This window comes from Brevibacillus sp. AG162, from assembly GCF_006715575.1.
Classification (GTDB): Bacteria; Bacillota; Bacilli; order Brevibacillales; family Brevibacillaceae; genus Brevibacillus; species Brevibacillus brevis.
In genome coordinates this window covers 170,632-185,060 of the sequence record NZ_VFNO01000007.1, presented here as the reverse complement: position 1 = coordinate 185,060, position 14,429 = coordinate 170,632, and the positions used below count along the sequence as shown (strand labels likewise).

The following is a 14,429-nucleotide window of genomic DNA, read 5'->3' as shown; positions in this document are numbered from 1 at the left end:
ACCTCTGCCTCCTCACGTATTCACCGTGCTAAACAAAAACGACAGCCATCACTGTCTTCTGGCTGTCGTTCATACGTAAACTGCTATTGCGGCATGTTGCTTTCATTGCGCCTGCTTTTCGCAGTCTCTTCTTCATTCGTCCGAGCATCCGGGTTTACCTGCCACATTTGCGAAAGCGGCGAGAAGGGCACCCCTAGTTGCTTGGCATTCTGGTCTTCCACAGCCTCAGCCAGTGTCCCGGTTAAAGGCATGGTGTACTCAATGTGCTCATCCATCTGCCCATCCTCCTTCACATGTCCTAGTGTGAGGAGTTTGCACGTCATTATGCAGACGGTTTTGCTTTGATCTCGACTTGATAGCCAGCGTGCTTTCTCGCCTGGAATACACCATTGTCAAAAATCAAATACTGTGCTTTCACACCGATCAATCGGCCGCCGAGCTGTTCTTCTTTATCGAGTGTCTTGGAATTGATTTTATCCAGAGACTCCAGGATCGGATAGGCAATGTCTACCCATTCATCCTCGCGATATTGGAATGCTTTAAACTGTTCAGGAAAATGACCGTACACTTCGTCACGCATGGCGAGCAAGTCTATTTCCTTCACATCTCCCTTGAGCATTTTGCGCCAGTTGGTCTTGTCCGGCAAAAACTGACTCAAGTGGAATTCAAGCTCCCCAGCCATTCGACGCGTCGGAACCTCTGCAATTGGAATCGCGCGAATTGCGCCTTGATCCACCCAGCGTCTCAATTCATTATGCTTGCGAGTCAATCCTACCTTTATATCACTCGACACTGCCAGATAGACAAAATGAGGAATCATGCAGTATCTCTCGCCGAAGCTCTCGTCCCGGCAAGTCCCCAAGTCAAAATGACATTCATGCGGCTTGACGATGCACAAGTCATTTTCCGGCAGTTTGGTAAAACAGGGATAGCAATACCCGCTGTTAAACGTCTTGTTTGTTTTGCGGCCACAGGCAATGCAGTTTTTTTCACCTAAAAACGAAATCGTCAATTCACTGCCCAGCCATTCATTAAGCGGAAGGCGATCTTCACCGATATTCAAATAGTAGTCTACCGGCTTGTCCCCTCCATGGTACTCGTGTGTTAGTCCTTGCAAAATACCGCGGAGTTCCACCAAACTCTCTCCTCTCCTATGTACGGTTCTTTCATTTTAACATAACCGCCGCATACTCTGACCGCTGTTTTCTTTTGGTAGCATGTTTTCCCTGGCAGGAGGTGAACCTAATCACATCCCAGAAGAAGGAGGCGATTGTCCATGCGCAAATGCATACGGTACGCCTTACTTTTCGCCTGCCTTCTTGGCTACGGCACCCTACCTGCTTTCGCCCAACAAACACTGCCTTCGTATGAGCCGATCCACAGAATCGACACAGAGAAAAAGGTCGTCGCTCTTACTTTTGATGATGGGCCGGATGCTATCTATACGCCCAAAATTCTTGAGGTGCTGCATCAGTACAACGTTCGCGCTACGTTTTTTGTCCTTGGCTCACAAGTGGACAAGCATCCAAAGGTCATGCAGTGGATTTACAAGGCTGGGCATGAAATCGGCAACCATGGCTACCACCATTTTGATCTGAACAAGCTGACCGAGCATGAAGTATACGAAGAAATCAAGCATGCAGAACGCTCCATTTTGAAGACAACCGGTATTTTGGCGCAATATTACCGTCCCCCCTACGGCATCCTGACACATGACGTCATGAATGCGGTTCAATCCAGTGGCTACGACATCATTGTCTGGTCCGTTGATCCTCGTGATTGGTCTTTGGCACGCACGGCTAACGTCATTGCCAAAAGCGTCAAGAGCAATGTCTCCTCCGGGGATATCATCCTGTTTCATGATGGGGGTCTGAACCAAGCGCAAACAGTCGCTGCGCTCCGGGAGCTCATCACGGATTTGCGTTCGCAAGGCTATCGATTTGTCACGGTCAGTCAATTGTTGGATGCAGCAAAATAATACGGCACCAGTGCCTCGTTTTTCATGAAACAAAACGAAGCACTGGTGCCTTTCTTTTACGCCAATACCTTGCCCAAGAACGAACGCAAGCGATCGTTAACGTTATTGCCAAAAACCTCACTGGGATGACCTTCTGCCATAATAATACCTTGATCCATAAAAATGATTCGGTCGCCCACTTCCTTGGCAAAATTCATTTCGTGCGTCACGATCACCATTGTCATGCCTTCTTTGGCTAAATTTTTGATGACGGCCAGCACCTCTCCTACAAGCTCCGGGTCCAGGGCGGATGTCGGCTCATCAAACAGCATAACCTTTGGATTCATGGCGAGCGCCCTTGCGATTGCCACTCGTTGCATCTGCCCCCCCGACAGCCGCTCGGGATACACATCAGCCTTATCCTGTAGCCCTACCTTCTGCAAGAGAGCCAAGCCTTGCTTGCGAGCTTCTTCCTGAGACATTTTCTTTACTTTTACAGGGGCCAGCATGACGTTTTCCAGTACCGTTTTATGCGGAAAAAGATTAAAGCGCTGAAAGACCATCCCGACCTCTTCTCTGACTTTATTAATATCGGTCTTGGGGTCTGACAAATCATGTCCGTTGATAACAATCCTTCCGCTGCTCATTTCCTCCAGCTGATTCAAGCAACGTAAAAACGTGCTCTTTCCCGAGCCTGACGGACCAATGACACAGACTACTTCCTTTTCTGCTACCTGAGTCGTAATGCCCTTCAACACTTTCAGATCGCCGTAGTTCTTCGTCAAATTCGACACCTGTATAATCATTTGTCTGTCCCCCTATTGCGATAGAACAAGCTTGTAGTTCTTGTATTTCTATTTTACCGCAATAGTCAAAAGATTGCATGAATTTACTATCCAGCCTTTTGGTCGTCATCCTCCATCCACGTATCCGATCGCGTCAATCCATTTTTTCCAGTGCTCGTCCCATGCGTAACTCTGCCCTCAACGGCTCATGCTAAGTGCGAGGTGGTTTTCATGCATCGAAAAAAATGGGTCACTCTCGTCATCGTACTGGTCGTTTTTCTATTAGGGCTTTTGGTGGAGGGTATTTACGGGACTTACACGGAGCTCGTCGACCATCCTGGTTTCGCTTGGGAAGAAAATGTCGTATCGGGCTATGGCAACAGCAAAATTGTGCAGCTGTTTGTCAACGGCGTGATTTCGGGACAGCAAAGCACCGCTGGGCTGCCCTCGATGACGGAGCTATTGACTGAACAGCTCCGCCGAATTGAAGAGGATGAGCTGGTAAAAGCCGTTGTCCTTCGCATTGATAGTCCAGGCGGAGAGGTCGTCGCTACAGATGAACTGCACAGACGCTTGCTGAAGCTCAAGCAGGTCCGCAATCTTCCCATCGTGGTCAGTATGGGCTCCACAGCAGCCTCAGGGGGCTATTACTTGGCCACAACAGGCGATGCGATTTTTGCCAATCCCAATACATTGACCGGTAGTCTCGGTGTGATTTTCAATTTGGTTAACTACAGTGAAGCAGCGAATAAGCTGGGTGTGCATCAATACGCGATCAAAAGCGGACGCTTTAAGGACATCGGCAGTCCAGCCCGGCCCTTGACCGACCCCGAGCGGCAAATTTTCCAAACACTCGTCAACGAAAGCTACAACAATTTCGTCGACGTTATCGTCAAAGGCCGCAACCTCTCCCGTCAACGCGTACTGGAAATCGCTGACGGCCGTGTCTATTCCGGTGAGCAAGCAAAACGCCTGGGGCTCATCGATGAATTCGGTGATTTGGAGGAAGCGACACGCTACGCCCTCTCTTTGTCTGGAGAAAAAGAAGCCATGGTTATCCGCTATGCAGATCAGCTCTCCATCAGCAAGCTGTTATTCAGTATGAAGCAGTACTGGTCGAATCCTGATCCGCTGGGGCTCAATCGAATATGGGACCGCCAAAATTCACCTCGCCTACTGTATCAGTTCATGCCCTAGCCTGTTAAAACAAAAAAGGAGTGGCTTCCGATGAACCAGCTTCCCAACGAAGAAAAAGCACATGATCCCGATTCCCTTGCCCCCTATTCAGAAGCCCATCCACAACATTTGTATGCGGGCTTCTGGATTCGTGTGGTAGCGTCGCTCCTTGATTCGCTGTTCTTGATCGGCATTAGCTATCTCATTTTCAATCCGTTGCGACGTTTTTTTGCCGTTCCATACGCCTCTTTTCACTTCATTGATTTGTTAGAGGTGTTGTTTGATCTCCTCTATATGATCTTGCTGACTTGGTGGACCGGACAAACCTTGGGAAAGCTGATCACAGGCATCCGTGTCATCAGTGCCAGACAGGCGCGAGGCAATCTGACTGGCGGACAGGTATTTTTACGCGAAGTCATCGGCAAATTCGTCTCTTCACTTGTATTCGGACTGGGCTATCTATGGGTTGCCTGGCACCCACGAAAGCAAGGCTGGCATGATCTGATCGCCAAAACGTATGTCATCCGGGATCGTCGACCATAACCTCCGCTCTATTGCGGGGGTTTTATTTTTGCATCCTTGGTCCCTATTTTTGTGGCTGCTTCCTGCCGATACCATTACCAACAAGGCAGATTCTATCCCAACCGAGGAGGAAGATACATGCGTAAACACAAAGTAACCAGCATCCTCGCCCTGAGCCTTTCGCTGGCTCTGCTCGGCCACGTTGCCCCTGTCCTTCCTGTTTCAGCTGCACCTGCTGTCCCTCAAGCAGCAGCCGTTAAAACGAATAACGTCTATAACCTTCAGCTAGGAATGAGCACAGCACAGGTAGAACAAACATTAGGCAAGCCTGCTCGCATTGATCCTAGTCATACGGGCGTGGAATGTTGGATTTACAATCAAGATTTGAACAACTATATTCAAGTCGGCATGCAAAATGGCAAAGTCGTGACTTTATTTACCAATGGAGCCAAACTGAATCTGAATGGCATCACGATTGGCTCTACCACAAAAGACCTGCAAAACAGCTGGGGTGCACCGCAAAACACGCTGACGATCATCCCAAGTCTGCGTATCCAAAAAAATACCCTTACTCATCCGACCTATGTACAGAACAATCAGGCGATCACCTTCTCTATCGATCAGCTGGGTGGAAATAAGGTCGCAGGCGTGCGCATCTCTACTCCTGAGCATTTTGCCACCATTGCGATTGGCTTGATGTATCCCATTTCCTATTCGAAATTACCCGAACTGCCTAAACTGACAGACACACAGATAAAGCAGGCAGCGCTCGCATACGAGAAACAAAATTTGGACTTGCTCAACGTGGCGAGGCAACGTGCCAAGCTGCCTGTTGTCACTTGGGATGAACAAGTTGCAGCAGTGGCCAGAGCACACAGCCAAGACATGGCCCAGCATAACTTTTTCAACCATACTTCCCCCTCTACGGGAAGTCCGTTTGATCGTTTGAAACAAGCCGGCATTCGTTACAGCTCAGCTGGTGAAAATATTGCCTACGGACAGCTAGACGGGATCGAAGCCCACATGAGCTGGATGAACTCCGCAGGCCATCGTCAAAACTTGCTCTCTCCAAAATTCAAGCAGCTCGGTGTCGGTATTGTTATGAAAGACGGTCGCCCGTATTTCACGCAAAATTTTGTCACCCGCTAACCCTACAGAAAAAAGACACGCCGTCGTCAATGGCGTGTCTTTTTTTGGGTGAAAACAAGAATAAAGCTATGGCTGCGAAGTTGCATTTGTAGTGGCAGGTGCAGGTGCAGACGGTGTCGGAGTCTGGCCGTCATCTGAGAAAAACGGGATGATTACCAGACTAAGCACGAAAAATAAGATCCAGGCAATGCCTCTTCTGAAAATGCATGGTGTCAGCATCGGGTAACCCCTTCCAATCATGCTGTTCTACTTACTATTCATACGCTTCCCTCCTTGATGCCCGTTTATGCTTTTTTGGGCAAAAAAAAATAAAAGCCTCGCCAAAAAGCTTGGCGAAGCTTATCCATCCTTGTCTTTACCCCTGTTTTTGCAAGGGCATCGAATACGTCTGTTCCTGGGTTGCTTTTTGTTTGAAAAACAGACAAGCTGCCGCAAAAACAATGAGCAGCGATCCCATCAGCCAAAAGATCGTCCACGGCTCCCACACGTCCATCAGCAGGCCATTCACATTCGGAGCCAAAATACTTGCGACACCAAAATTGACGCCCGCGATGATTCCTGCGGTAGGAACCATCGATGCTGGTAAAATATCTGCCGAAAAAGCCAAGCCCAGCGAGTAAAAAGAACCGACAGCCGCTCCTGCTATGGCCAACAACAGCATCATCAGCCATACGTTTTCACCTGCAAACGGGAACAGGAAGAAGGCCACTCCCCCAACAAGAGCGCACACGAGCATGACCTGCTTGCGTCCTATTCGGTCACTCAATGCCCCCAGCGGCATCTGCAAGATAATACTTCCCACGACAAACGACGGAAGAATCAAGGAAACCCATTCAACGGACAAACCGGTACGCAAGGCATAAACGGGGAAACTGCCGTTAAGTGACGTCTCCATGAATCCGTACAAAAACGAAGGAATGAGCGCCAGCCAAGCAAGCCGCAAAACAAACGCATATTTGTTTTGCTTCTTTTCCGTTTGTTCGATCTGTTCGGGGAACTCATTTTTGATCCTGGATAATAATAAGAAGGCAACCAGATACAAAACGAGCAAGCCGCCAAACGGTACCCAAATCCCCAAATGCAGCACGCTTAAGCCTAATGGACCAATACTAAAGCCCACTCCATAGGCCAGCCCGTAAATGGACAGATCGCGTCCCCGATTCTCGGGAGCTGCAATCTTGGTCACCCACATTTGGCTGGCGTAATGTAAACCGCTATCGCCCACACCCATCAATAAACGTAAAACGAACCAGATCGCCAAATGGTTGAACATCGGGATGAGTGCTGTTGCGATCGTCACCAACAGCAACCCCCATAAGATCGTGGCCCGGTATCCAATGCGCCGCAGCGGGATTTCCAAAAATGGATTGACCATGACCATCCCAATATACAAAGCAGCGGCGTTGAGTCCATTCATCACGGATGAAACACCTTGTTTTTCCAATAAAACCGTCAGCATCGGGATCGTCAAGCCTTGACTTAACCCCGCAATGCCGACAACCAAAATCAACACCCAAAAGGTGTAACGTGACTGTGACATGGTGTTGTTTCTCCTTCCTAGCTCCCTACTAAGCACTCTCTACGGAAGCACTCCCCTGTTGAAGCTGATACATTTTTTGATAAAGACCATTTTGCGCCATGAGTTCATCATGTGTACCTCGCTCCATGATTTCTCCACGGGACAAAACAAGAATCTGGTCGGCATGCTGAATCGTCGACAATCGATGTGCAATGATGAATGTCGTCCTACCTTTTGATAGTACATGCAACGCTTCCTGAATAGCTAGCTCTGTTTCACTGTCAATGCTTGCCGTTGCTTCATCCAAGATCAGCATCGCGGGATCAGCAGCCAATGCCCGAGCAAAGGAAATCAATTGGCGTTGACCGGCGGATAGCGTCATGCCTCGCTCGACGACTGGTTCGTCATAACTGCCCGGCAGCTTGGAAATGAATTCGTCAGCACGTACCGCTTTTGCAGCCCGCTTCACTTCTTCATCCGTAACCGTCTCATTATACATACGAATATTGAATCCAATGCTTCCCGTAAACAAGAACGGGTCCTGCAAAACGAGTCCGACATGACTGCGCAATGAGTGCGTATCAATCTGTCTCATATCTTGCCCGTCGATCAAAATGCTTCCTTTTGTCACCGGATAGAACCCGAGCAGTAAATTCATCAGAGAGCTTTTTCCCGATCCGGTGTGCCCCACCAGTGCAATCGTCTGACCAGGCTGCGCCGTAAAGGAGACGTTTTTCAAGACGTAATCGTCACCCTGATATGCAAAAGAGACGTTTTCAAAAACAACCTCTCCACGCGGGCGCTCGATTTGTGCACCCGTTTCTTTCTTCTCTGGCACCTCATCCATAATTTCGAAGACGCGTCCCGCCGAAATGGTCGCCTGCTGCATTTGGGACAACCGATTCATGATCATGTTGATCGGTTCGAAAAAACGTCCCATGTAATCGACAAAAGCAAAAAGCGCACCGAAGGAAATCGCGCTGTGGAAGGAAGTCGAGCCGTAATACCATACGATCAGAGTCAAGGAAATTTTCCAGATCAAATCTACCGCTGGGCGCAAAAGCAAGGATTCCAGATTGATTTCTTTCATCCGCACCTTGAAGTAGTCTTCGTTTACATCCGCAAACTCCTTTTGTACACCTTTCTCCCGACGAAAAGCCTGCACGATCGTCATGTTCTGGATCATTTCATTGATCGTTGTGTTCATATCACCGAGCTTCGCGCGAATCACTGCATAGTAGCGAGAGCTGTACCTTTGATACACGTAGACTAACAGTACGAGCACTGGCACCGTCAAAAAGCAGAAGAAGGCGAGCTGCGGCTGCAAGATGTAGAGCGCGATCAAGATTCCAATTAAATAAAGACCGTTTTGTACAAATGTGGCGAGCACACTTACATACAGCTCACGGATGGCTTCTGTATCATTGCTCACACGAGAGACAAGCGCACCTACTGGCGTTTTGTCAAAAAAGGCAACCGGGAGCTTTTGCAAATGGATAAACAGCTTCATCCGCATTTGCTGAATGATGCGCTGGGCGATCTTTTGCAGCCACAAAATCTGGACGTAGTTGAAACCAGCTGAGAGCAAGATCAGTACTCCATAACCTACGGACAGCCAGATAATCGGCAGGACATCCCCCTGATACATAGCCTTGACTTCCGCTGCGGTCAGCCGAATGCCTGTGAAGGTCGTGTTTTGTCCTGATTGATCCTTCGTTTTTACCTCGAAGCGCTCCCTGCCGTTTTCTGGCGCAATCGGGGTGAATTGCTTCTCCCCGTTTTGATTCACTTTGCCGGAAATCAAGTAATAGGTCGTGCCTTCTGTCAGCACGGTTACTTCTTTTTGATTGATACTGTCCAAAGCAAGACCTGTCTCTGCTGCGACATCTTCACGAATATAGTTCGTACCGTTCACTGAAGCGACTTGCCCCGCTGCTTGTGGTGGCACTTCGTCCAATTGATACCAAGGCTTTTGAATCGCCAGAATGTGATTATCAATCATGACCTTGGCTAAAAAAGGCCCCGCCAGCTCTGCACTCGTTCCCAGCAAGAGCAGGAACAGCGCTCCCAGTATTTGCTTTTGAAATGGTCTGGCGTACTCGGTCAAACGCCCCCATACATTTTCTTTGCTCATGAAACGCTTCCCCCTTTCAACCAGCCACATCCTGTTCCATTTGCTGACGACGGTACTGCTCTGCATACCAGCCGTTGCGCTGCATTAGCTCATCATGTGTCCCCTGCTCGACGATCTGCCCCTCATCCAGCACGAGAATCAGTTGGGCGTGCTGTACGGCAGACAGTCGATGAGCCGTAATAATGGTCGTTTTATCCGCGCGCTCCTGTCGCAGATGACGAAGGATACTTTCCTCAGTCCTCGCGTCCACAGCCGATAAAGAATCGTCGAGAATCAGGATACCCGCATCCATCAACAGAGCGCGTGCAATGGAAATCCGCTGTTTTTGCCCCCCGGAGAGGGTGACCCCCTTCTCTCCAACCATGGTTTGCAATCCATCTCTGAATTGGGCCAGATCTCTCTTCATCTCCGCAAGCTCCAACGCATGCATCACTTCCTCGGTCGTCGCTTGTGGTTTCCCGAATGTAACATTTTCTGCAATCGTCCGTGAGAACAGCAAATGCTCCTGAGGCACGTAGCCGATTTTTTCCCGCAGCGTATCAAAAGCGAGTCCTTCGATCGGGATGCCCCCGATAAACAGAGCTTGTTCCTTCATCTGATATTGATGCAATAAGGCACGGCATAGCGTCGACTTGCCGCTTCCCGTCCGCCCGACAATCCCAAGCGTCTCTCCTTCGCCTAAACGAAACGAGATGTCAGTGAGTGCCGGCTTGTCAGTGCCTGGATACGTAAAGGAAAATTGGCGTGCTTCTACAGTATTGGCGATTTGGTTTGCAATCGGATTCGCTGCCTCCGTCACATCTGGCTGCTCTACCATTAGCTCTGTAAAACGCTTGTGGGAAGCGCCGCCTCGCTGCAACACATTGACTAGCCAACCAAAGGCGAACATCGGCCAAATTAAAAGTCCCAAGTATAAATTGAACGCAACCAAATCCCCTAAGGAGATGGCGCTGGTGAACACCAAATACGTCCCATAGGCCAGACCAATCAAAAAGCTGAAGCCAATAATAATCGCGATCGTCGGCTCGAACAGGGCGTCGATCCGCGAAACGCTCACATTTCGCTCCAGCGTTTTTTCACTGACCCGGCGATATGCCTCGATATCGGCCTTTTCCTGAACAAATGCTCTCAATACCCGAACGCCCGATACGGATTGTTGGACATGATCATTCATCTCTCCGAAGGCTTCCTGCGCCAAGTAAAAACGCTCATGCAGCAACCTTCCATAGTAAGCCGTTGACCAAGCCAAAAATGGCATCGGGATCAGTGCAGCCAGCGTGAGCTTCCAATCAATCGCGGTCACCATGACGCCCAGTGTTAACAAGGTCATGAACAGCGCATCAACAAGCGTTAGCACCCCTGTGCTAGCCGTTTGTTCAATGGCAGGAATGTCGTTGGTAGCGACGGCCATCAGATCGCCACTGCGTTTGCGATGAAAAAACGACGGGGTCATTCTCGTCAAATGGGCAAACAGTCGCTCGCGCAGCGTCCTCTCCAGAATCAAGGCTCCCCCATTTAACAAGTACCGCCAGAGAAACCGCAATCCATACAAGCTAACACCCAACACGAGCAAGATGACCACTGTTTGCGTCAAGTCAGCGTCCGTCAGGGAGCTGTTGCGAATCGAATCCACCGTGTCCCCGATTAATTTCGGTGGCCAAAGCATGAGGACATCGATGATAAACAGCACAGAGATTCCAATGACATACCGTTTCCAATAGGCTCGGAAAAACCAAGATAATTGCCGAAGTGTCTGCATGTAAATCACCTCTATTTATTCAAACCTAACAGCAGGACTAAAAAAAGGGCTTGCGAATCACGCGCAGCCCTCTTGATCTGTCCTCACTATCGTAATTTACAGAATTTTCATTGTCAATCAAAGCATACAGTTCAATCTAAATTTTTTTATCGGTTTTCCAGTCAAGCCATTCCTCTTTTAACAGGCTGTATGTGGCATGATCCACGTAATGATCGTAAAGGAATTCATTCCGTCGGAGTACCCCTTCCAGTTGAAACCCTAAACGTTCCGGGATCGATCTGCTCTTGTAGTTTTCCGTAGCAGCCTGAATCGTTACTTTTTCCAAATCCCATGACCCGAAGATCAATACGTCCAAGTAGGTCGCCACTGCTTCTGTCATCAGGCCCTTGCCCTGAAATTGCGCACCCAGCCAATAGCCAATGGACGTCTTTTTGTTGATCCAATCCACCGTATGTACGCCGACTGTACCAGCCAGACGTCCTTGGTACCAAATGCCGTAGTTGATGCCGCGATTATCGTTGTACTGATTGATCGTCGCTTGGATGAATTGACGCGAATCCTCTACCTTCTTCGTATAATTCAGCCACGGCAGCCATTCCATAAGATTCTCCCGGTTCGAATCCGTAAGCAAAAATAACTCCTCAGCATCAGCTAATTCTAATTGTTTCAAGTACGTATCTTTATTGATTGCTATCCGTTGAATCGTTTGCATACGTATCTCCCCTTTTCTTGGATATTTTACTGGAAAACGCCAAAATGAGCAAAAAGCGCCCGCCAGCAGCAATACGGCGAACGCTTATTAAAAGTTCTTTTATTTTTTGCTATTGCCGATCTCTTCCGGCTTGAAAATGCCTGTCTCCGTGACGATCGCTGTAATGTACTTCGCAGGCGTTACATCGAACGCAGGATTGTACACCTTGATATCGTCTGGAGCAACCTGTTTGCCCAAGCCATGGGTAATTTCCTCGGATGGGCGCTCTTCAATCGGAATATCTGCGCCTGTCGGTGTCTCCAGATCGACAGAGGACAAGGGAGCTGCCACGTAAAAAGGAATGCCGTGAGCTTTTGCCAATACCGCTACCCCATACGTACCGATTTTGTTGGCGACATCTCCATTCGCTGCTACGCGGTCTGTACCCACGATGACAGCCTCTACTTTCCCTTGAGACATCACCATCGCCGCCATGTTGTCGCAGATCAGCGTCACATCAATCCCTGCTTGCTGCAATTCGAATGCAGTAAGACGGGCGCCTTGCAGGACAGGACGGGTTTCGTCCGCGTACACCTTCAGATTCCAGCCGCGTTCCTTTGCCAAATAAAATGGAGCAGTAGCCGTACCGTACGCTGCTGTAGCCAATGCCCCTGGATTACAGTGCGTGAGAATTCCCATCCCGTCATGCAACAGAGTGAGCAAATGCTCTCCGATGGTCCGGCATACTTCAGCGTCTTCCTTTTGAATCGCCAGTGCTTCATCCAGCACTGCCGCCTTCAACTCGGCAATAGACGCTCCACTTTCTTTTTCAACACGAGCCTTGATGCGATCCAACGCCCAGAACAGATTCACGGCTGTCGGACGGGAAGAACCCAAATAATCTGCCTGCTGGTTCAGTTCCTGCCAAAACTCGTCGTAGTTACCCGCTTCACTGCCACGAATACCAAGGTAGAGCCCGTAAGCCGCTGCCATGCCAATCGCTGGTGCGCCACGCACTTCCAAACGGCGGATGGAACCCCATACTTGCTCGGAGGTAGTCAAGTTCAAATAAATCGTTTCTACTGGCAGACGCGTCTGGTCAAGCAAGACCAATGCATCATTCTCCCACTTTACAGGTGCCAATTGGGTGCTGGTTGTCATACTGTTGTAGCCTCCTGGTAGTAGCGTTCAGTTACTGTGCGTACGATGTCCGTGATATCTGTCGATTCGTCGATGCCGCCGCGACCGAGAATCAGCGCTTCTCCAATCGAGAGAGCCAGACGCTCTGCTTCTGCGCGAGTCCGGTCGTCTTCAATGGCATTCAGATCTGCTACGCCTGCCAAGCCGATGACACGGCGCAAGATTTTGCATCCGGCATAGCCTGCTGTATCCTGAATCAAGCGTTTCACGTAGCTTTGCCACAGTCCTTCGACATGGGCGCTGCGCTCTTTGGCGTGCTTGTGCCAGAGCTGAACGAATTGCGAAACGAATTCATTCCAGACATCCTCGACCGTTTCCAGTAAGTATTCGCGGTACGCTTCCCGTTCTCCTTGATCTTTTTGCAAACCGTGCTGTCCTGCGTAGTTGAGCAGCAGATTGGCAATGACCGCCCCGATGTCAAAACCGATTGGGCCGTAGTAAGCGAACTCCGGATCGATTGCTTTCAAGCTGTTTTCCGTGATGAAAATACTTCCGGTATGCAAGTCGCCATGCAATAGCGCTTCCGAGCGGGTAAGGAAATCGTATTTCAGCTTGGCGATTTCCAGCTTCAGCGGCCTGTTGTTCCAGATCGCCTCGACTTCCCGGCGAATCAACGGGTTGAAGTCGTTGGTAGGCGCATTTTCATACGGATCGGTAAAAACGAGATCTTCTGTGATTTTGCATAATTCTGGATTTATGAATGTTCCGACTAACGCTTTTTTATCGTACGGATGTGCACCCAGATCGGATGTGAAGAACAAGGTTTGCGCGAGAAAACGACCAATTTGCTTCGCGAATAGCGGGTACCGCTTTCCTTCGATCAGACCTTTGCGCATGATGATGTGGTCCCCGACGTTTTCCATGACAGTCAACGCAAGTTCCCCGTCGAAATGATACACCTGTGGCACCAAGTCTGGAACGTATTTGTACTGAATGCGGAGTGCCTCGCTCTCGATGCGAGCCCGATCAATCGTAAGCGGCCAAGATTCTCCCACGACGCGGGCAAAAGGCAGTGCTTGCTTGACAATGACGCTCTTACCGGTTGCCGGCTCCTGAATATCAAAGACCAGATTGAGGTTGCCATCCCCGATTTCGCGGCTGGTCAGCTCTGCTCCTTCGCTAAAAAGACCCGGTATTCCTTTTACGTACTCCACTGCTTCCTGTTCAGTCAATGCGCGATATGCCATGATTCCAAAACTCCCCTCTACGTATTTTTCCTCTATCTCTACTTGTTTGGTTTGTGTCCCGAGAGTGAAAAAAAAGACCTCTTTTCCCGAAGAAAAGAGGTCGCTGTCGTCACGTGTAAGAACCGTGTTGATGTCCCCCTTATCTTCCAGACCACTTTTGTTTCTGCAGGAATTAGCACCGTGCATGTCGCCTGTTAATCAGTCGCTTCCTCGCGTCTGAATGGCGTCATGTCGGTTGCCGGGTATCATCGGGCCAGTCCCTCCACCTTCTCTGGATAAGGTATCCAAAACGTATTCGGTTTTTGATTTAGTTTGAATCATACAACCAACGCTTCCACGATGTCAACACC

The 14,429-nt window shown here is 49.4% G+C and carries 14 protein-coding genes and 1 riboswitch; of the genes, 4 read left to right on the top strand and 10 right to left on the bottom strand.

Annotation, left to right across the window (positions count from 1 at the left end; translation table 11 throughout):
* Positions 1–83: 83 nt before the first annotated feature.
* Entirely contained in the window at positions 84–275 is a 192-nt protein-coding gene (locus FB479_RS21085; protein ID WP_106656273.1) for a hypothetical protein, read from the bottom strand.
* Positions 276–322: 47 nt separating this feature from the next.
* Positions 323–1,135, bottom strand: coding sequence for a DUF2797 domain-containing protein (locus FB479_RS21080; protein ID WP_106656272.1), 813 nt, complete (start codon positions 1,133–1,135; stop codon positions 323–325).
* A gap of 141 nt (positions 1,136–1,276) precedes the next feature.
* Here FB479_RS21080 and FB479_RS21075 point away from each other — a divergent pair, with 141 nt between their 5' ends.
* Positions 1,277–1,978, top strand: coding sequence for a polysaccharide deacetylase family protein (locus FB479_RS21075; protein ID WP_106656271.1), 702 nt, complete (start codon positions 1,277–1,279; stop codon positions 1,976–1,978).
* A 56-nt stretch (positions 1,979–2,034) separates the two neighbouring features.
* On the opposite strand, the gene FB479_RS21070 is transcribed toward FB479_RS21075, so the two are convergent.
* Positions 2,035–2,763 (bottom strand): amino acid ABC transporter ATP-binding protein, encoded by a 729-nt coding sequence (locus FB479_RS21070; RefSeq protein WP_106656270.1) that lies wholly within the window; start codon positions 2,761–2,763, stop codon positions 2,035–2,037.
* Between the two features lie 210 nt (positions 2,764–2,973).
* Between FB479_RS21070 and sppA the strand changes: the two genes are divergently transcribed.
* From sppA to FB479_RS21055, 3 genes are all read left to right on the top strand, one after another.
* Positions 2,974–3,939 carry a signal peptide peptidase SppA gene (gene sppA / locus FB479_RS21065; RefSeq protein ID WP_106656269.1) on the top strand — a complete coding sequence of 322 codons (966 nt, stop codon included), beginning with the start codon at positions 2,974–2,976 and terminating at the stop codon, positions 3,937–3,939.
* 30 nt (positions 3,940–3,969) lie between these two features.
* Positions 3,970–4,461: an RDD family protein gene (locus tag FB479_RS21060; protein ID WP_142066606.1), complete on the top strand. Its 492-nt coding sequence runs from the start codon at positions 3,970–3,972 to the stop codon at positions 4,459–4,461.
* Positions 4,462–4,578: 117 nt separating this feature from the next.
* A complete protein-coding gene (locus FB479_RS21055; RefSeq protein ID WP_255438480.1) occupies positions 4,579–5,589 on the top strand; it encodes a CAP domain-containing protein in 1,011 nt (336 codons plus the stop codon).
* A 66-nt stretch (positions 5,590–5,655) separates the two neighbouring features.
* Here the strand turns inward: FB479_RS21055 and FB479_RS30575 are convergent, their stop codons facing one another.
* The 7 genes from FB479_RS30575 to mtnK form a co-directional block, all read right to left on the bottom strand.
* Positions 5,656–5,808 carry a hypothetical protein gene (locus tag FB479_RS30575; protein WP_170154334.1) on the bottom strand — a complete coding sequence of 51 codons (153 nt, stop codon included), beginning with the start codon at positions 5,806–5,808 and terminating at the stop codon, positions 5,656–5,658.
* 136 nt (positions 5,809–5,944) lie between these two features.
* Complete coding sequence (locus FB479_RS21050) at positions 5,945–7,129, bottom strand: MFS transporter (protein WP_106656266.1); 1,185 nt, start codon at positions 7,127–7,129, stop codon at positions 5,945–5,947.
* A gap of 28 nt (positions 7,130–7,157) precedes the next feature.
* A complete protein-coding gene (locus FB479_RS21045; RefSeq protein WP_142066604.1) occupies positions 7,158–9,242 on the bottom strand; it encodes an ABC transporter ATP-binding protein in 2,085 nt (694 codons plus the stop codon).
* 16 nt (positions 9,243–9,258) lie between these two features.
* Positions 9,259–11,001 carry an ABC transporter ATP-binding protein gene (locus tag FB479_RS21040; RefSeq protein WP_142066603.1) on the bottom strand — a complete coding sequence of 581 codons (1,743 nt, stop codon included), beginning with the start codon at positions 10,999–11,001 and terminating at the stop codon, positions 9,259–9,261.
* Between the two features lie 136 nt (positions 11,002–11,137).
* The gene (locus tag FB479_RS21035) at positions 11,138–11,713 is read right to left on the bottom strand and encodes a GNAT family N-acetyltransferase (protein WP_142066602.1); all 576 of its coding nucleotides are present in this window, start codon (positions 11,711–11,713) and stop codon (positions 11,138–11,140) included.
* Positions 11,714–11,812: 99 nt separating this feature from the next.
* Positions 11,813–12,853: an S-methyl-5-thioribose-1-phosphate isomerase gene (gene mtnA, locus FB479_RS21030; protein ID WP_142066601.1), complete on the bottom strand. Its 1,041-nt coding sequence runs from the start codon at positions 12,851–12,853 to the stop codon at positions 11,813–11,815.
* Positions 12,850–14,079 (bottom strand): S-methyl-5-thioribose kinase, encoded by a 1,230-nt coding sequence (mtnK, locus tag FB479_RS21025; protein WP_142066600.1) that lies wholly within the window; start codon positions 14,077–14,079, stop codon positions 12,850–12,852. The genes mtnA and mtnK overlap by 4 nt, the downstream gene beginning before the upstream one ends.
* Before the next feature lie 136 nt (positions 14,080–14,215).
* Positions 14,216–14,361, bottom strand: a riboswitch (SAM riboswitch).
* Between the last annotated feature and the right edge of the window lie 68 nt (positions 14,362–14,429).